This is a genomic window from Selenomonas ruminantium subsp. ruminantium ATCC 12561 (assembly GCF_000424065.1).
GTDB classification, from domain to species: domain Bacteria; phylum Bacillota; class Negativicutes; order Selenomonadales; family Selenomonadaceae; genus Selenomonas_A; species Selenomonas_A ruminantium.
Genome location: NZ_AUJE01000027.1, coordinates 1 through 17,099, shown reverse-complemented (window position 1 = coordinate 17,099; position 17,099 = coordinate 1). Strand labels below are relative to the sequence as shown.

At 38.7% G+C, this 17,099-nt stretch carries 20 protein-coding genes; 18 read left to right on the top strand and 2 right to left on the bottom strand.

The features are described from left to right. Positions 1 to 58: 58 nt before the first annotated feature. Positions 59 to 1,024, top strand: coding sequence for an ADP-ribosylglycohydrolase family protein (locus tag G598_RS0110590; RefSeq protein WP_026766946.1), 966 nt, complete (start codon positions 59 to 61; stop codon positions 1,022 to 1,024). A 94-nt stretch (positions 1,025 to 1,118) separates the two neighbouring features. Next, positions 1,119 to 1,649 carry a transcriptional regulator gene (locus tag G598_RS0110585; RefSeq protein WP_051180211.1) on the top strand — a complete coding sequence of 177 codons (531 nt, stop codon included), beginning with the start codon at positions 1,119 to 1,121 and terminating at the stop codon, positions 1,647 to 1,649. Positions 1,650 to 1,811: 162 nt separating this feature from the next. On the opposite strand, the gene G598_RS17730 is transcribed toward G598_RS0110585, so the two are convergent. Next, positions 1,812 to 2,021, bottom strand: a complete 210-nt coding sequence (locus G598_RS17730; RefSeq protein ID WP_037363970.1) for a hypothetical protein — start codon at positions 2,019 to 2,021, stop codon at positions 1,812 to 1,814. A 215-nt stretch (positions 2,022 to 2,236) separates the two neighbouring features. On the opposite strand from G598_RS17730, the gene G598_RS0110575 reads away from it, so the two are divergent. The 14 genes from G598_RS0110575 to G598_RS17720 all read left to right on the top strand — a co-directional run bounded on the left by G598_RS0110575 (position 2,237) and on the right by G598_RS17720 (position 13,921). Then, positions 2,237 to 2,686, top strand: a complete 450-nt coding sequence (locus G598_RS0110575) for a hypothetical protein (RefSeq protein ID WP_026766944.1) — start codon at positions 2,237 to 2,239, stop codon at positions 2,684 to 2,686. Positions 2,687 to 2,766: 80 nt separating this feature from the next. Then, positions 2,767 to 3,261, top strand: coding sequence for a hypothetical protein (locus G598_RS0110570; RefSeq protein ID WP_026766943.1), 495 nt, complete (start codon positions 2,767 to 2,769; stop codon positions 3,259 to 3,261). Between the two features lie 138 nt (positions 3,262 to 3,399). Next, positions 3,400 to 3,858 carry a hypothetical protein gene (locus G598_RS0110565; protein ID WP_026766942.1) on the top strand — a complete coding sequence of 153 codons (459 nt, stop codon included), beginning with the start codon at positions 3,400 to 3,402 and terminating at the stop codon, positions 3,856 to 3,858. Positions 3,859 to 3,881: 23 nt separating this feature from the next. Beyond that, the gene (locus tag G598_RS0110560; protein WP_026766941.1) at positions 3,882 to 4,424 is read left to right on the top strand and encodes a C40 family peptidase; all 543 of its coding nucleotides are present in this window, start codon (positions 3,882 to 3,884) and stop codon (positions 4,422 to 4,424) included. Positions 4,425 to 4,521: 97 nt separating this feature from the next. After that, positions 4,522 to 5,151, top strand: coding sequence for a hypothetical protein (locus G598_RS0110555; protein ID WP_026766940.1), 630 nt, complete (start codon positions 4,522 to 4,524; stop codon positions 5,149 to 5,151). Positions 5,152 to 5,674: 523 nt separating this feature from the next. After that, entirely contained in the window at positions 5,675 to 6,646 is a 972-nt protein-coding gene (locus tag G598_RS0110550) for a hypothetical protein (protein WP_211221564.1), read from the top strand. Positions 6,647 to 6,671: 25 nt separating this feature from the next. Then, a complete protein-coding gene (locus G598_RS17725; protein WP_051180209.1) occupies positions 6,672 to 7,229 on the top strand; it encodes a lecithin retinol acyltransferase family protein in 558 nt (185 codons plus the stop codon). Positions 7,230 to 7,249: 20 nt separating this feature from the next. Then, a complete protein-coding gene (locus G598_RS0110540) occupies positions 7,250 to 8,575 on the top strand; it encodes a protein kinase domain-containing protein (protein ID WP_026766938.1) in 1,326 nt (441 codons plus the stop codon). Positions 8,576 to 8,588: 13 nt separating this feature from the next. Further along, a complete protein-coding gene (locus G598_RS0110535) occupies positions 8,589 to 9,338 on the top strand; it encodes a vWA domain-containing protein (protein ID WP_026766937.1) in 750 nt (249 codons plus the stop codon). A gap of 50 nt (positions 9,339 to 9,388) precedes the next feature. After that, entirely contained in the window at positions 9,389 to 10,324 is a 936-nt protein-coding gene (locus G598_RS0110530) for a protein phosphatase 2C domain-containing protein (protein WP_026766936.1), read from the top strand. A 30-nt stretch (positions 10,325 to 10,354) separates the two neighbouring features. Continuing rightward, on the top strand, positions 10,355 to 11,374 hold the full coding sequence (locus G598_RS0110525) for a hypothetical protein (RefSeq protein ID WP_026766935.1): 1,020 nt from the start codon (positions 10,355 to 10,357) through the stop codon (positions 11,372 to 11,374). Positions 11,375 to 11,466: 92 nt separating this feature from the next. Further along, positions 11,467 to 12,504: a hypothetical protein gene (locus G598_RS0110520; protein ID WP_026766934.1), complete on the top strand. Its 1,038-nt coding sequence runs from the start codon at positions 11,467 to 11,469 to the stop codon at positions 12,502 to 12,504. A 35-nt stretch (positions 12,505 to 12,539) separates the two neighbouring features. Continuing rightward, complete coding sequence (locus G598_RS0110515) at positions 12,540 to 13,079, top strand: DUF4145 domain-containing protein (RefSeq protein WP_026766933.1); 540 nt, start codon at positions 12,540 to 12,542, stop codon at positions 13,077 to 13,079. Between the two features lie 80 nt (positions 13,080 to 13,159). After that, the gene (locus tag G598_RS17720; RefSeq protein ID WP_051180207.1) at positions 13,160 to 13,921 is read left to right on the top strand and encodes an EcsC family protein; all 762 of its coding nucleotides are present in this window, start codon (positions 13,160 to 13,162) and stop codon (positions 13,919 to 13,921) included. A gap of 318 nt (positions 13,922 to 14,239) precedes the next feature. On the opposite strand, the gene G598_RS0110505 is transcribed toward G598_RS17720, so the two are convergent. Then, complete coding sequence (locus G598_RS0110505; protein ID WP_026766932.1) at positions 14,240 to 15,454, bottom strand: ATP-binding protein; 1,215 nt, start codon at positions 15,452 to 15,454, stop codon at positions 14,240 to 14,242. A gap of 246 nt (positions 15,455 to 15,700) precedes the next feature. On the opposite strand from G598_RS0110505, the gene G598_RS17715 reads away from it, so the two are divergent. Both G598_RS17715 and tnpA read left to right on the top strand, forming a co-directional pair. Further along, the gene (locus G598_RS17715) at positions 15,701 to 16,705 is read left to right on the top strand and encodes a tyrosine-type recombinase/integrase (RefSeq protein WP_051180206.1); all 1,005 of its coding nucleotides are present in this window, start codon (positions 15,701 to 15,703) and stop codon (positions 16,703 to 16,705) included. A gap of 169 nt (positions 16,706 to 16,874) precedes the next feature. Then, positions 16,875 to 17,099, top strand: a 225-nt coding sequence (gene tnpA, locus G598_RS0110495; protein ID WP_037363978.1) for an IS200/IS605 family transposase, incomplete at its 3' end; no start/stop codon positions are given.

Below are 17,099 nucleotides of genomic sequence, written 5' to 3'. Positions count from 1 at the left end.
CTTTGGGGTAGAATTTTGACGAGGACAGAAATTCTGTTTGATAAGTAAGGTGAGGTACATGAATATTTATATGGTAAAATCCTTGATTTTCGGCCATGCGATAGCAGACGCTTTGGGTGTTCCGGTAGAATTTCAGACTCGTGCACAACTTGAGGCGGACCCAGTCGTTGATATGCGTGGTTATGGTACTTATGATGTGCCAGCCGGCTCTTGGTCGGATGATACCAGTATGACCCTTTGTCTGTTGGAGAGTCTGGCAAGGATCGGCCACATAGATTATACGGACATCATGTCTAATTTTGTCAGTTGGATGAATGAAGCCAAATTCACCCCCAATGGCGTGATGTTTGATATTGGCCGTGGAACCATGCAAGCCCTTATGAAATTTACTCACGGAACGGAGCCATTACTCTGTGGTGGCGGCAGCCCATATGACAACGGGAACGGCTCCCTCATGCGGATTGCCCCTATGGCTCTATATCTGTACAAACAGAAGGGTACCAATTTGTCGTGGGAGGATTTGTCGGTAGTCCATGACATATCAAAACTGACGCATGCTCATGCCCGTAGTCTGATGGCTTGCGGTATATATGTGCTTATCGCCATGCAGCTGCTTGACGGCTCGAATGTGTCAGATGCCATCAAAATAGGAGTTGGCATGGCACATAGGCTCTACGAGCAGCATGATGAATTTGCTGAGGAAATGGACATGTACGAGCGGCTGTGGGATGTGCAGGCATTTGGGCAGCTTCCGAAGGATACCATCCAGAGCAGCGGTTATGTCGTAGATACCTTGGAAGCCGTGCTTTGGTGCTTGCTCAACACCAAGGATTACCAGTCATGTGTGCTGACTGCCGTAAATCTTGGTGAAGACACGGATACTGTAGGTGCTATCGCAGGCGGGCTGGCAGGACTGGCCTATGGGCTGGACAGCATTCCTGCAGAATGGCAATTAACCCTGTTGAGGCGTGACTTTATAGAAAATCTCTGTGATGAGTTTAGTACGAAATGTCAATATTGCTAATCAAATAAAGAGGAAAATTTTTTTTGAAAGCGAATAAAATCCATAGAACTATACGATGCCAAGCGGCGTGATAAAAAAGTAAGGAATGGGTAGGATGGCTATGGAAAATGATGTGTTGACGCGGGAACTGGCTGCATATATCAGAAAAAATCTACGTCCGGAAGGGTTAAAGCTTCAGGATATCTTGGATATCAATATACGACATGGGGCCGCCCCTGGTCTTGGTGGGGCAAAATGGGCACTAGAATTTCTGCTGAAGAATTTGGAACTTACCTTTTCGGAGAAGCTGATTGAGCTTATTGGCGAAAAGGGGCGTAAGGCATCTGAGATATATGTAAAGGCGGGAATCACCAAAACACATTTTTCGAAAATCAAAGCCGACAAAGATTACCATCCCACCAAGGAAACGGCCTTAGCTTTTGCTATTGCCCTGCATTTAGATATAGAGGAGACCAGCGACCTGTTGCGAAGGGCGGGCTATTCCATATCTCATAGCAGTGAGAGTGACCTGATTGTAGAATTCTATATCAAAAAAGGTATCTACAATATTGATCGAATCAACAACCAGCTTGATTTGCGTGGACATAAGACCCTGACGAACTGGCGCAAAACCAAGGATTCGTAACCCCAGTGAACCCCTGCAACAGGATTTTTTGGCATCATCCATGTCATGGCTGTCTCGCAGGCTGGCAGCTTGTCCAAGCTATAAAAAACAAACGCTGCTGCGTCTCAATTACGGATGCAGCAGCGTTTGTTAATAGACAGCAGAAGTCTCCAGACTTTTGGCTCAGGTGATTTTACATACCCATTGCGAACAGGTCTGGCTGGCTAACCGCTGTATTTTTCCCGGACGAAGCGTGCAGAAGCTTTTGGCCTTCTCGTCATAGTTCCACAAATTCAGGCCGGGATTAAGTGGTTCAATAGCACTGTTTCCGGGGTCATACCAGTGGGTACAAAAAGCACAAAGCTTGCAGTTTTTTACGCTGGCACGTCTCATATCACATCATCTCCTATCTACAAATCTATTTTCTGCATATATTCTACAGGGACAATATGTTTCCTGCTGTTAGACGGTAACCGTACAGATTTTGTACATCAAAAAAATTGCTAAAGGTTGCCAGGCAGGCAACCTTCTCCCTCTGCCACGTCTGTATACTGACGATATAGACAATTTTTTGGTTCAGGCCAATGATAACAACGGAGTTGAAATTTATGACGAAAAGAAAGAGTTTAAGAAATCCACAAATTCAAAAACTGGAACCTCTCCTATATGGCGAAGATTTATCTGCTCCTGAGTGGCGTAACTATATTGAGGTACTGGCAACAAAACTTGAGCTTAATGATTATGACTGGATGAATTACAAGCTTTTTGCAAATGTTTCGACCAAAGAGTACGGAGAACTCAAAATAGAATTTGCCTATTTCGGAGCATATTTTTGTGAGATGAAGGTCGAAAATGAAAATGTAATATATTCTTTCGAATTTGCTGACCAAATATTTCAGGAGCATATTGTCCGTTATATTCAAAAACACATGAAAAGCTGGGGAGAAACATATACATTCAATGGTGCAGAAGAAGTAATCGATTTTTATAACGATGTTCTGACTTCTCCGTATACGGTAGAGAAAAGCAGGCAGGTAATAAGGCGAAGAAAACATTAACTGGATATCAGATCTATATAATAAACCGGGTTGATTATTCAGAGAGTAGATAACAAAAAAATATGCGGAGATGAAATGCTATGAAAAGACGAAAATACAGAAAGTACGCTCTTAAAGATAATACCGTATTTGAGCCAATAGTATATGATAAATCATCCTTTAATCTGAGAAATGAATTAGACTTGTTTGCGACAACCGTTGAGCTCGATGATTATGATTGGATGAACTATAAACTTAAAGCATGGCTGCCCACAAAAGCATATGGAGATATCGTAATCGAATTTGAGTATGATGGAATGGGACCTTGTACGATGACGATAGAAACAAAAAAGAAAACATATAGATTTACTTTCGCTAGGGATTTGTTTCAGGAACATATTATCAAATTCCTCCAAAAGCATATAAAACATTGGGATAATAAGTATGCGTTCAGCGGTACGGAAGAAGCTGTAAATTTCTACAATGCTGTTATAACCCATCCAAAAACGGAATCGGAAGATATTGAAACAATTACACGCGAAGAAGCACTGAAACGGATGGCAGCCAGGAGACAAAAGGACATGCCACAAGAATGATAAGCGAAAAGAACGTCAAAAAAGAATAAAATTTTTTCAAAGGTTGCCAAGCAGGCAACCTTTTCGTTTTCCCTGTCCGATATACTGAAATCATCACCAAGCATATATAGGTTGAGTACAAGGATAGGAGTGATTATTATGACATGGTGGAAGAACGGGCTTTTGCTTGCAGCAGGCGGCGTGGCTGGTCTGGCACTGGCGGCATGGTTGGAGTCCGAAGGCAAGTCGGATGACTACGACGATGATTACGAGGAACGCCCCCGCAGGAATGTTCCGAAAGCAGATGGTATGGAGCTTTTGGTGGAGAAGGTACGCCGTGATGCGGAGTGGGCCATGGAGGAATGCACTACAGACGCTGAGCGGGAAAAGGTTTACGAAGAAGTAACCGCATCCATTCGGGAATTGCAGGCAACCCTGCAAAAGCGTGGAGAAGAAATCATCGCGGACTTGCGGGAACAGGCAATGTCTGAGGGAGATACCGAGGAGTTGGAGGACAGTACGGGGGCGATTACCCAGTTCAAGAGCTCCATGGAGGATTTAACCAAATCGCTGGATGATACCCTGGCATCACTGAAGCCTGCCCCGGCAGGAGTTTGACCAAATGGAGGGGGGAGAGCCAAATGGCTGACCAATTGTTAAATATCCTGTTAAAAGGCCTGTTAGGACAGGCGTTCCATTCCGGTTCTCCCCGCCATCGACGGCGGGAACTGATACGTGGTGACGTCCTATGCGTCGAATATGGATTCTCCAATCGCTATGGCATCTGGACAGGTAAGGACATCATTCTATACGGGAAAAGTCCCAAAGGTACCAGAGATGTTCATAGACGTTCTCTCAAGGATTTTCTGCAGAACGCAGAAAGCTGTTCCGTCTGTGTGTTTCCGAAGAATTATGGTCGTATGAAGAAATACCAACTGCCCTCACCTGTAAGCAGCATTGTGATGCCGCAGCAGAAGATTGGGAAGCTGTTGGAACAGGCGGCAAAGGCAAAACGATACAACAGATATACCCACGAAGAGACAGCAGACAGAGCTGAACAGGCACTAGGGAAGAGCGGCTATGCCAGCAGCGAGCATTTTGCGGTGTGGTGCAAGACCGGAATCGATGAATCTCAGGAGCTGGAGACTATGCAGGATTTCTGGGATAAGGTCATAGTCTACTAAGTGACATGGGCGCAGCGGTAACGTGTATTTCTTTCACGATAAATGAAGGAATAAGAATAAAAATATCGAAATAATACGGAATAGGAGGTATATCAATATGAACTTAAAGGAAGCCTTTCAGGCACAAAACAAAATAATTGAGCTTTTGGATTACATAAGTGGCTATCTGTCTGTCGAGGACAATGTAATGACGGTCACGGAAAAGCATCTTCGCAGCAAGGCATTAGCTGGGCAGCAGGATGATAGCGTGGATGTCAGCTGCAAATCGGAAGAAATGTTCGAGGTAGGAAAGCTGATAGATATCTGGCAGCAACTGATGAATGAGAAGGAACAGCTTGGGCTGGCTATTGGGAAGGCCAAAGCAGGGATGTCGTTCAACCTTGATGCTGCCGTAGATGCCAACAAAAGCCGCCGGGCATTCCTCATGACCATGCAGCGGCTTGCCAACCGCAAGAGTTCCCATGAGCTGCAGAAGGGCGAGGGCAGGGGGTATGTCTTCAACAATGACGGCAACCAGACCACCTATTTTTATGACATTGACCGCATCAAGACCATCGACTACGACAGGAACAAGGTGCGAGCTATGGTAAAGGAACTGACTCGTGTGTCGGATGAGGTGTCCATCAAGATAGACGAAGCCCTTTTGCACACCCAGGTAGACTACGAGCCAAAGTTCGTTTTAGCAGGGGAAGAAAGCTTTATCATCGAGGAATTGATGGAAAAATAAGCTCAAGCGGCATTGGCCGCTTGAGCAGGGACAGGCATTGAAGGGAATTCGGTTCAGGTGTGGATGAACTATGAGCCCACACAAAAAAATAGAATGATAAATAAGGCATAGAGACAAAAGTCTCATTTTCTACGCCAGTACGTATCATGAAACCGTGCTATCGCCATTCATCCTCCGATAAGCCTGTAGTTCGATATGACGCAATTTGCGGCAAGGCTAATAAGCTCCGCATGAACGCTTCGCATCTACGATTCGCCACTTTCTTGATTTCCCACATAGGGAGAAAAATACTATACCAAACGCCTTGGCTTTAGCTAAGGCGTGAGGCAATTGAAGGAACTTTGGTGGCTGTCTCTGCTCAAACGGCTGATTTTATTATGCAGCATATTTTGGATATTAAAAAAGATGGTGAATAATAGTGTTTATAATCGACAAAATAAGAAGTATACTTGGTAGTTCGAATTCTAACGCTTGTGTTGATGCTAATAGTATTGGAGATATTTTAAATAATAATTCGATGATAATGACAGATAGAAATAAAATGTCATCGTTATTAAAAGATTATTATAGTCATGATAAATGTCAAAGTAATCTGCTACTAGCAGCATATGAAGAAGGAATAGCTAAAATTGCCAAGAAAGAAAATTCTCTGAATGATGAGATGTTTATTTTGTTACGAAAAAAGTTAGAAAATAATCGTGGCATTAGTGAAGAACATGCAAAGTGGTCGGTTATAACTTGGTTTGAAATTTTTGGAAAAAATATTTCAATTAGTCAGAACAATGCGTTAGATGCTGATAAATCATTGACGAATAAAAACAAAATAAATGGAAATAGTAATTCGTCAAACAGAATACAAAGCATTAATGATTCACTTATAAATGCAACCAGTGTACAGAATATTAATCCCAATTTGATAAACTCAAATACCATACAAGGAAATAATCATCCAGTGTCACGCTCAACTAGCGCACAAAGCTATGGTCAAGCATCAGCAAATGCAGTTAAACTATCTGCAATAAAGAAGTTGTTTGAAGCGTCGTTTCCCCATGCTCCTTATAAATGGAGAGTCGGAACAAGTTATTATAATGATAATGGATTAGATGATGGTAGTAAATTTTTATATACACAATTAATTTGCAACGGTAAAGCAAAAGTAGACAGTATAATTCATCTAAGCATAGATAGCGATAATCAAAGAGGTTGGGCTATTACAGATGAAGCATTTTATATTAAAAGGCCGAATAATAATGAAAGTGTGAAATATGAAGATATAGAATCTGTATTTACGGAATCATTTTATACATATAATAGAAAGTATAAGAATAATATATGGCGCATAAATAACAAGAATGGTTATCCGATTTCATATATTGATAGACTTGATGCATTAGACCCTAAATGGAATGGAAAACCTAATTCTTGGAATTATGTAAATGGTGATGAATTTAATTGCCTTGCCAACTTTCTCATGACAGTTCAAAATATAGTATAATTTTTTTAGAAGAGCTGGTGATATAATGTTTGGTCCATTGTCTAGAGACCCCTTATCGACTGTGTTGGATATTGCGAAATTTGTTGGAGGTGGTGAGGCGAAAAAAAGAAAAAACAGTCCGGATTACGGTGATGTAATATATGTACAGCGCATTGGATACAAGCACTTCGGTATTTATGTAGGAAATAGAAGAGTTATACATTATGCTCATGATAGAAATGGTAGGCTTTGTATACATGAAGCGCCTATCGAAGAATTCCTGGATGGGGAAACAAAATTTTACTCTTGTGATTTTCCACAGGAGTATGGTTCACCTACTCCTGTAAAAATAGCAGCTTTTGCAGCAATGCCACAGTATTCCTTACTAGCAGCATGGATAAGAAGCCACAAGAGCAGTAAATATCATTTATATTCACCTGCGGAAACTGTTAAACGTGCACGGCAAAAGTTGGGAGAAGAAGAATATAATCTGGTAACCAATAATTGTGAACATTTTGCTTTGTGGTGTAAAACTGGATTACATGAGTCGCATCAAGTTAATGAGGTGATTGAAATGATCACTAATATACCTATTGGTGGTTAAGACTATAGGGAGGGAAAGTAATGAGTGTACAAACAAGATTGGAAAGAAATCAGAAAGTTAGGCTAATTGATGGGAGGACAGTGACAGTAATTGACAAATTAGGTGAAGGGGGTCAGGGAATTGTTTATAAAGTGAGGTTAGATAATACTGGAAAGGAAAAAGCTCTTAAATGGTATTATGTTTCTAAGTTGAATGATCCAAAAGGATTTTATAAACATCTTCAAGATAATATAGAGTCTGGTCCACCATCGAGTGCTTTTATTTGGCCTGAGCAATTAACTGAATGGACCAATAATACCTTTGGGTACATAATGGATTTATATCCAAGCGGCTATGTAGGTTTTTCAAAGTTTATTACAGCAAGAGCAAACTTTGCTAGTGCTACTGCCATGGTTGATGCGGCAATAAATATTGTAAAAGCGTTTGAGGCCTTGCATAACAAAGGATATAATTATCAAGACTTAAATGATGGTAATTTTTCCATTAATCCTAATGATGGTAGCGTTTTAATTTGTGATAATGATAATGTTATGGGACATGGAGGATATTCTGGGATTTTAGGGAAATCACGTTATATGGCTCCAGAAATTGTTAGAGGTGAAAAAAAACCAGATAAGTTAACCGATAGATTTTCATTAGCAGTTGTGTTATTTATATTGTTTATGGGTGATCACCCATTAGAAGGCAAAAAAACCAATGTACCTGCACTAACAAGTAAATATGAAAAAAAATTCTTTGGTGAAGAACCTGTTTTTATATATGATAAGAATAATGATTCAAATAGACCAATACCAGGTCTTCATAGAAATGCAATTGCGAGATGGAAGTATTTTCCAAGCTATGTAAAGGAAGCTTTTCAGCAGTCATTTAGCAAGGAAAGCCTACTAAAAGGCGATAGTAATTCAAGACTGTTAGAAGCAATGTGGATACATGTACTTATGAGATTGAAGTCTTCTTTGGTAAAGTGCCCACATTGTAATTCTGATGTATTTATAGAATCAGATAGAGATATGTCTTGTCCTGATTGTAAGAATAATATTCATATAATTGGGTATATTAAATTTCCTAAACGTGCTAATATAAACGTGTGCATACCAATTTATGGCGGAGCGAAACTATATGATTATCATATAGTTCCTGCAGAAAAGAATAGTTCGTCATGTGCTGGAATTGTTTTAGAAAAACCGGGAAAAGTTGGATTAAAAAATCTCTCTAAATTAAAGTGGACAATAAAAGCTCCTGATGGAAGTAGTGCAACAAGAGATACCAATGAAGTAGCGGTTCTAGGAAAAGGCTTTACAATTGATTTTGGTAAAGGCATCGTAGGAGAAGTTATGTCTAATTGAGGAGGTATATATCATGGGTGGAATTTTAGATAAAGTTGAAATGACTAGAAGAATGTGTCCTGTTATTTTTCTGCTGGATACTTCAGGGAGTATGGCTGGTGATGTTATAGGACGAGTTAATGCTGCTATTGAAGGTGTTTTGCCAGAATTACAATCGATGAACGATGTGAATGGCGATGCAGAAATTAAGATAGCAATTATGGCTTTTTCTAGTGGGCCTAACTGGGTAACTGGCGATCAACTCGTTTCCCCTGATAACTTGGCTTGGAATAGTTTGGATGCAGCTGGACCTACAGCTATGGGGGCAGCTTTTAGAGAATTGAACAATAAACTTTCGGTGGATAAAGGATTTATGAAAAGAGCTAGTGGTTCTGTAGCTCCAGTGTTATTCCTTTTATCTGATGGTGCGCCTACTGACGATTATGAATCTGGTTTGCAAAAGTTAAAAAATAATAATTGGTATAAAGTTGCGATAAGGGTAGCTATTGGGTATGGTGATGCAGATGATAATATTTTAGCAGAGTTTACAGGTAATACCGAAACTGTACTTCATACCAATAATCCAGAGGATTTAAAAAATATGATAAGGTTTGTTTCAATTACATCATCAATGGTTGCTAGCCGAAAAGTTGATCCAGGAAATAGCAATAATAATCCTGATGATAATACTGCTGTGCTTGCTGATGAGATAGAGGCTCGTGGTGGCGAAGAAGCTGCAGCTAAAGGTGAAATTTCAGCAGCCAAAGCTGATGAAGCTTGGTAAAAAATAACTAGCTCCTATGCCCTGATGCATATGAAAGAATGGTGAGAATTATGAATTATAGAATTTTTTCAGTCTCATTGCCTGGCGAAAAATATAGCAAAAAAGGATTTCCTTGCCAGGATAGTTCTGGATGTATTGAAAAAAATGGAATAAAAATTGTAGTTGTTGCAGATGGGCATGGGAGCAATGATTGCTTTCGTAGTGAAGTGGGGTCACGCCTGGCTGTGGAGTGTTTAATAAATAGTGCATTGCCATTATTAAAATATAAAGATGGAACATTTAGCGAAACAGGAATAAAAAACTTTAAGTATTCATTTTGGATGTCATGGAGAAATGCCGTAAAGCAGGATTGGGAAACAAGAGCGCCAAATGATCAAGAGGTGAGGTTCAAATATATCAGCGAGAAATATAAAGAAAGGTATTTTACTTCAGATTCAACGATTCAGGAAAGATATTTGTACAATGCATATGGAACCACAATGTTGTGTGCAATTGCTATTGAAAATCAGATATTATTGTTACAAATAGGAGATGGAACTTGTATTGTTCTTCAAAAGAATGGATTATTTACAACTCCAGTACCGAAAGACGATGATAATTTTCTTAATGTAACGACTTCGCTGTGTGAGCAAGATGCTGATACAAAAATTAGACATGCAGTTTTAGATTGTAGTTTGCAACACCCAAATTGCCCCGTTGCTGTTTTTTTAAGTTCAGATGGTTTAGATGATTGCTTTGCAAACTGGAAAAATGAAGAACATTTATTTAAGTTCTATAAGGTGATTATCGATGCCATAGCTAATGATGGATTCATTTCTGTTAACCAAGAAATTATAGAGGATGTTTTACCTAAAATGTCCTCTAATGGTAGTAGAGATGATATTTCATTAGGTTATTTGATTATGAATAAGTTGGTATTGCTTAAACATACATTAAAAAAAATCAAGTTGCCTCAAAGCGGTGATGAAGAGAATGATGATAATTAATATCATAAATTAATATGAGGTGAGATAAATATGGGGCTTAAAGAATTTATGACAAAAATAATTACCTTTGCTGATGAAGAAAAATTTGAGGGCGATCTAACATTAGACAATTTGGGCGATTATTTATTATTGAATAAAAATGTATTGGGTGATCGTAACAAATTACAGAGTATTTTAAAAGATATTATGCCCCATGAAACATTGAAAAGAAATTTATTAATGATGGGATATAACGATAATATACTTTCCCTATTGGACAAAGGCAATGAATGTGAAAAGCTTAATATGTTTGAAAATCAGCTGAAGAATAATTACGGAATAGATGAACAGAATGCAAAGTGGATAATTATAACATGGTTGACGGTAATATTTAAAAAAAAAGTAACGCCCCAATACATGGGGTCAAGTCCTATGTCCAACAATAATGTAAATACAAATCTATCAACTAATAAAAACAGTGTCATTACTAATAATGTGCCTAATAGCAGTAACTCTAACAATAATAATTATAAAACGTTGTCAATGGCTGAATTGAATGAAGTTTTACAAAGTACGTGGGCAGATTTTATCCAAAATAATTGCTGGAAAAATAATAAAATAGGTGTTTGGGATATCATGGATAGAAGAAATTGTGAAGATTTTTTTTACACATCTGGACATTATATCGAGGTGCCTAATGATACAAAAAAACGACTTATATTAAAAAAACTTTGTCGAGGTAGTTATAACGAAAGTGATTTGTTGTATGTGCGCACTACATATGATATTAATTGCGGATGGGCACTTACAAAAGATAGTTTTTGTATTGGCGAAGTAATTCCTTATGAAAGTATTGAAAAAGTATTTACATCTGATAGTTCTGCAAATAGAAGATCAAGTACGTTAGTATTAAGGGGGTATGGGAACTATAGTTGTGATGACACATTGAATATTCAATGTAAAAATGGAAAAGTATATAAAATAAATGAGGATATGTTATTAAATACAGCTAATGATGATACAGTAAATATGTTACATAATTTTTTAAAATTGGTAATTGAGTTGCTATAGTTTAATATTATGAAATTAAAACACCGTAAATTAACCAATATATATGCTCTTTAATATATAACTAATTTCAAAAGAACCGAGGTGAATTGTTGATGGGGTTCAAGGAATTTGTCGATAGGATAACAAAATCACCTAAGGGTGAAGATGCATTTAATAAAGAACTTAATATAGATTCTCTTGGTACTTATTTAATATCAAATAAAAAAATAATGAATGAACGCAATAAAATTCATAGTCTTCTAAAAGACTTAATGCCACATGAGAAATTGAAATGTAATTTATTGATGGTAGGTTTTGATGCTGACATTCTTTTTTTAGTAGACAAATCATTAACTAATGAAATGTTATTTAAATTAAAAAATAAATTAGAAATGGAACATGGTGTTACTCCCCAAAATGCTGAATGGATAATTGTAACATGGCTCTCGGTTATTTTCAAAAAAGAACTTCCCAAATTAAATATTTCTGATAATAATTCTGCAGATAATTGGAGAGAATTCATTAATTATAGCAATTCACCATCTATATCAGAAGTTAATAAGACTGTACCAATGCAGTTGAATCGTGTTGAGCAACCAAACAATTCGTTTAGCTGTACTACGAGAGAGATGATTAAAGTAATTGCTGATAAAAGTGTATTTGAATCGAGTAGACGCTATTCGGTTTATACTGGTAAATATATTGTTAATGATTATGATGATATTACTATAGATGAAGAATCGAGAAATATTTATATACAATTAGTTACAAAAGGTCAAGCTTGTCCAAAAGATATATTGCATTTGAGTATTGATGATGAATTTAACTTTGGTTGGGCGATTACCTATGATAGTTTCTATATCATGTTTTTCAATAAAATAGCTAGAATAAAGTATGATGACATAAAGACTATTACATATACTGAAAAAACATATCATGGTCATAGTGGCTACAGTTCTTATGAAGTAATATTAAAAACTCCTGTTATGAAAATTTCCTTTAAAACTAATCAAAATGATATATATATTTTTTTTGAAGAAGATGCGCTTAATGAATATGCATTAGTAAATCATGTTTACTTTTGGTTAGATCCGTACTTTAATATAGATACTATAGATCGTTTTATAAGGGCTATAGCAAAAGTAATATAGTGGTTTTTCTAAAATGATAATTATTGGAGGCAATAATGGCTAATTTTATATTTCTAAAAGATATAGAGGAATACCGTGCCTTTGGGGAACCATGTATTAATGCGGAAAGTGTATTTAAGGAGTCACCGCAATCATGTATTAGCAGTACACGAACTGCGTTAGAATGTGCTGTTAAATGGATGTATAGAAAAGACAAAAGGTTATCATACGATAAACAAGAAAATAACGGTTCTGATTTATACTATAGAATGACAAGTAGTTCTTTTAAAAATATTGTCCCAGGACAGTTGTTAAGTAAAATTCATAAAATTAGAACTATGGCAAATTCAGTTCTACATGATGGATATACAGCCTCCGAAGAGGATGCCATAAAATGCTTAGAATATCTATTTTATTTCGTTCAATGGTTAGACAAAAGATATGGGAAAAATTATGAACCAAGAAAATTTTCAGTGGATAAAGTTCCTAAGAATCCATCTATGCTTTCTCAAGGAATGAAATATGCTGGTGCAGCACTTGGAGGAGTCCTAGTTACAGTAGGAGCATATTTATTCGCTCAGGATAAAAAAAGGTAATTTTCGTTTGAAAAGCCTCATGTCAAAACCTGCTGCTTTAGTCACATAAAAACAAGGATAGATGTAAGGGGATGAAAAGTATGGAAACGACCAATATGTCAACTTACGAAAAAAGACAGTTATCAGAAATACGAGCTTATCAGAACCAAAAACCGAGTGTGGTGACAGAAGGTCTGAGTTTACTGGGGAAACCATTGGAAATTCTAACGGGCTTGCTAATTCCAGAGCAAGTAATACAAGCTGTACTTAACGGAGCTAATGCAACAGCAGAATTTTTAGCCGATGAAAAAGATATTATCAGAGATGGCAAGGTAAAAAATATAGAAGAATTACGATATAAAAGTTTAGAAATATCTGATGAAATGGCAAATGAAGTGCATAACTGGGCAATAGCTTTAGCTATTGCAGAAGGGGGAGCCACTGGAATGTGGGGAGCGGCAGGAATGGCAGCAGACATACCCGCTATATTGACTTTGGCATTAAGGACTATTCATAAAATAGGCTTATGTTATGGATATAAAGCCGACACCGTAGAAGATAAAGAATTTGTTCTATCTGTAATGTCGTTAGCTGGTTCAAATAGTATGAAAGAGAAAAATCAAGTTTTACTTCAATTAAAGATGCTTGAAGCAACATTACGGAAAAACGCATTGTGGGTTATTGAACGAAAAGCTGCAAAGCAGATGGCAGATAAGACAGTGGGTAATGAATTAATAATAAAAATGATTAGAGATGTTTGTAAGCAGTTGGGAATAAATTTCTCAAAAAGAAAAGCTATGCAAGTTATACCTATCGTTGGTGCTGGAGTAGGTGCTGCTATGAATGGTAGCTTTATAACCTAAAATCCCGGAGATTTTTTACCCTACGCCAAGAACTCAATAATACCAAGGCTTCACGGCGTTTTTCTGTAGGGTAATAAAACTTAACCTACAAAGCCCTAAAATCGTACTTGAAATACTGTAACCCCTTATAAATACTAGGTTTAAGAATTGTAGGTTAAATTTTGAGCGGGATTTTAGGTTATAAGAGATATAGGTTACGCTGCAAGACGACAATTTCAGGAACGTTGGTTAGTAGATAACGAAAAATTGATTATTGTATAGAGATAAAAAAATATAAAAACTACCGCATAATAAGCCTTAGGAAATAAAAAAGAGTTGTTATCCTTCAAGCAGCCATTTCAGGACATTTTTCTTTTGTATCCCATCGTAGTCAGCTGTGGCGTTGACCTCATCGAGGGTCAGGAGATACTTGGGGTAGTTATCCTTAATCCTTTGCAGCGGCTTCAGCTCCCGTTCCATGACTTCCGGCTGAAGCGTGGACTCGGAAACCTGATAATAGGCCAGACGGCCCTGGGCATCCTTGGTCACGAAGTCCACCTCGCCGCCGGTCATGGAACCCACATACACTTTGTAGCCCCGGCGTAGGAGTTCTAGATATACGGTATTTTCCAAGATATGACCTGTATCCTGACCGTGTCTGCCTACTTTAAGGTAACGGATGGCTGCATCGACCACGTAATACTTAGGATTTATCTTCAGAAGTTCCTTCCCACGGATGTCAAAGCGTTCTGTCGGATAGATAAGGCAGCTGTCCTGCAAGCCCTTCAGATAGCGTTCCACGGTCTTGCCATCGATTTTCCGTCCGGCACTGGTCATAGCGTCAGCAATCTTCTTGACAGAGAGCAGGCTTCCGACATTGGCAAACAGGTATTTGACAATGCTTTCCAGCATCTTTACATCGGCGATGTGGAGCCGCCCCACTACGTCCTTCAGAATAACCGTGCTATAAATGCCCGACAAGTATTCCGATATATCCTGTTGCCTGCCATTCAGTTGCATTGTATAAGGAAAGGAACTATCGGAGATATACCGCTCATAGATTTCCTGTAAGCTGTGATTAGCCGCCAGTCCGCAGGCCCCGTAATATTCTTTGAAGGACAAGGGCAGCATCTTCAACTCCACATAGCGGCCAGACAGTAAAGTGGCTAGTTCTCCGGACATGAAGTAGGCATTGGAGCCGGTGATATAGACATCGGCGTTTTCCTTGATGAACAAACTGTCAACCGCCTTTTCGAATTCTGGCACATGCTGAATCTCGTCAAGAAAGATGTAATTCATCCCATCTGGCCGCATATGGGCGGTAACATAGTTGTACAGTGCGTGATACTCCTGTAAATCCTCAAAAGCCAGGTCTTCGAAATTGATGGCAATGATGTTTTCCTCTCGCACGCCCTGTTCCAGTAAATACTTTCGGAACAATTGGAAGAGAACAGATTTGCCGCAGCGACGGAAGCCGGACACCACTTTTATGATATGCTTGTCCCGATGACGCTGCAAAAATCCTAAATATTGATTTCGTTCTATAGTTTTCATGACATTTACTCCAAATAGAATTAATTCATACTCAAGTTCATTATATCATAAACTTGGATTTTATTCTAAATTTATGATATAACAACACTAAAATAAGAGACGGTTCCAAATTGTTGAAGCATCTCTTATTTTAGTATTGCTAAAAAGCGAAAGCCACTGTAAAATGAAAAAAGAAACATTTCCACCATCTTTTTCGTAGCAACTGGTATTATCATAATTATCTGATAACTTAGAAAGGAGGATTCCATGTCAGACACTAATTTGACTATATCAACAAATTCATTATCACAAACGCTTGATGTTCATCAAATTACCCCGGAATATTTCATCCTGCACTATGCTGAATTCATTCGCCGGGTTGTTGCCAAGGGAAATCCCTCCGATGATACGATGCGGCATTACTGCAACCAGATTGACTTCTTCATCCGTTGGTGCTTGTCCCATGAACGCAATCCGTTATCGATGAACGAGTACCAGCTTATCCTGTATCGGGAATTTCTCTTGAACAGGCAGTACAAACCGGACAGCATTCAGGTTATGCTCGTCGCGGTAAAAGCCTTTTATACAGCCGCAAGGAAAGTCGGTCTTATAAGGATAAACCCTGCTGCGGAGTTAGAAGCACCATCTACTGGCAGCAACAGCGAGGCGCTGTTACATTACTATACTCCCCAGCAGATGAATGAAATCGTACATGTTTTTGATGAGGACACGAATCCCTTTACACGGTATCGGAACACGCTCATCCTGTACCTGATGGGCGTTGAGGGGCTGCGCAACATTGAGGTTCATCGGGCCTGCGTGGAAGATATAAACTGGGATGCCCGAGCTATAATGGTTCGTGGGAAAGGTGCAAAAGGGCGTATGGAACCCATATATCCATGCGATGAAACCTTTACTATTCTGGAAGAATACCTGCAGTCTATTCCGAGTGACCGGGAAATAAAAAAAGATGGCGTTCTCACGCCGCTGATTCTTTCTTCATCTAATAGAAACCTCATGGGCCGTATTTCCCGGAATGGAATTCGCTCCATTATGAACAAAGCGCTGACTGCCTGCGATTTGAAGCACCCCGGTTACTCCTGCCATGTTTTCCGGCACAGCTGCGGCACAAATTTGTATAAGGAAACCAAGGACTTGCGACTGGTGCAGGATACACTCCGCCACCGTGATCCTAAGGTTACAGCCCGTTATGCCCACGTCGCTGACCGACTAAGTAAAAGATATACTTCCAAGCTGGTTCCGCATGACTAGCTGCATATTGCAAAGCGTGAACGGCCAGCTTATCCAAAACGCCGTAACCCCATAACTTTAGTTATGGGGATATAAGGCGTGTCCACCGAATTTACGTAAGTAATTGAAGGTGGAGAATTACTTTTTAACTTGTGTTGTATTATCTTTCTTAAAGTTGTATAATACAAATATGGGAGAAATAAAATATCATTCAATCCACAATATCGTATATTCATGTAAGTATCATATCGTGTTCTGTCCCAAGTACCGCAGAAAAGTGTTGGTCAATGGCGTTGACACCAGACTAAAGGAGCTGGTCAAGTCAATCTGTGAAGAAATCCAAGTCGATGTAATCGAAATGGAAATCATGCCAGACCATGTGCATCTTCTACTGGAGGTTCACCCGCAGTTCGGT

Bases quoted from the DNA above. Each gene is read 5' to 3' on its own strand.
- G598_RS0110590 (WP_026766946.1), top strand. From the start codon at position 59: ATGAATATTTATATGGTAAAATCCTTGATTTTCGGCCATGCGATAGCA.
- G598_RS0110585 (WP_051180211.1), top strand. From the start codon at position 1,119: ATGGCTATGGAAAATGATGTGTTGACGCGGGAACTGGCTGCATATATC.
- G598_RS17730 (WP_037363970.1), bottom strand. From the start codon at position 2,021: ATGAGACGTGCCAGCGTAAAAAACTGCAAGCTTTGTGCTTTTTGTACC.
- G598_RS0110575 (WP_026766944.1), top strand. From the start codon at position 2,237: ATGACGAAAAGAAAGAGTTTAAGAAATCCACAAATTCAAAAACTGGAA.
- G598_RS0110570 (WP_026766943.1), top strand. From the start codon at position 2,767: ATGAAAAGACGAAAATACAGAAAGTACGCTCTTAAAGATAATACCGTA.
- G598_RS0110565 (WP_026766942.1), top strand. From the start codon at position 3,400: ATGACATGGTGGAAGAACGGGCTTTTGCTTGCAGCAGGCGGCGTGGCT.
- G598_RS0110560 (WP_026766941.1), top strand. From the start codon at position 3,882: ATGGCTGACCAATTGTTAAATATCCTGTTAAAAGGCCTGTTAGGACAG.
- G598_RS0110555 (WP_026766940.1), top strand. From the start codon at position 4,522: ATGAACTTAAAGGAAGCCTTTCAGGCACAAAACAAAATAATTGAGCTT.
- G598_RS0110550 (WP_211221564.1), top strand. From the start codon at position 5,675: ATGACAGATAGAAATAAAATGTCATCGTTATTAAAAGATTATTATAGT.
- G598_RS17725 (WP_051180209.1), top strand. From the start codon at position 6,672: ATGTTTGGTCCATTGTCTAGAGACCCCTTATCGACTGTGTTGGATATT.
- G598_RS0110540 (WP_026766938.1), top strand. From the start codon at position 7,250: ATGAGTGTACAAACAAGATTGGAAAGAAATCAGAAAGTTAGGCTAATT.
- G598_RS0110535 (WP_026766937.1), top strand. From the start codon at position 8,589: ATGGGTGGAATTTTAGATAAAGTTGAAATGACTAGAAGAATGTGTCCT.
- G598_RS0110530 (WP_026766936.1), top strand. From the start codon at position 9,389: ATGAATTATAGAATTTTTTCAGTCTCATTGCCTGGCGAAAAATATAGC.
- G598_RS0110525 (WP_026766935.1), top strand. From the start codon at position 10,355: ATGGGGCTTAAAGAATTTATGACAAAAATAATTACCTTTGCTGATGAA.
- G598_RS0110520 (WP_026766934.1), top strand. From the start codon at position 11,467: ATGGGGTTCAAGGAATTTGTCGATAGGATAACAAAATCACCTAAGGGT.
- G598_RS0110515 (WP_026766933.1), top strand. From the start codon at position 12,540: ATGGCTAATTTTATATTTCTAAAAGATATAGAGGAATACCGTGCCTTT.
- G598_RS17720 (WP_051180207.1), top strand. From the start codon at position 13,160: ATGGAAACGACCAATATGTCAACTTACGAAAAAAGACAGTTATCAGAA.
- G598_RS0110505 (WP_026766932.1), bottom strand. From the start codon at position 15,454: ATGAAAACTATAGAACGAAATCAATATTTAGGATTTTTGCAGCGTCAT.
- G598_RS17715 (WP_051180206.1), top strand. From the start codon at position 15,701: ATGTCAGACACTAATTTGACTATATCAACAAATTCATTATCACAAACG.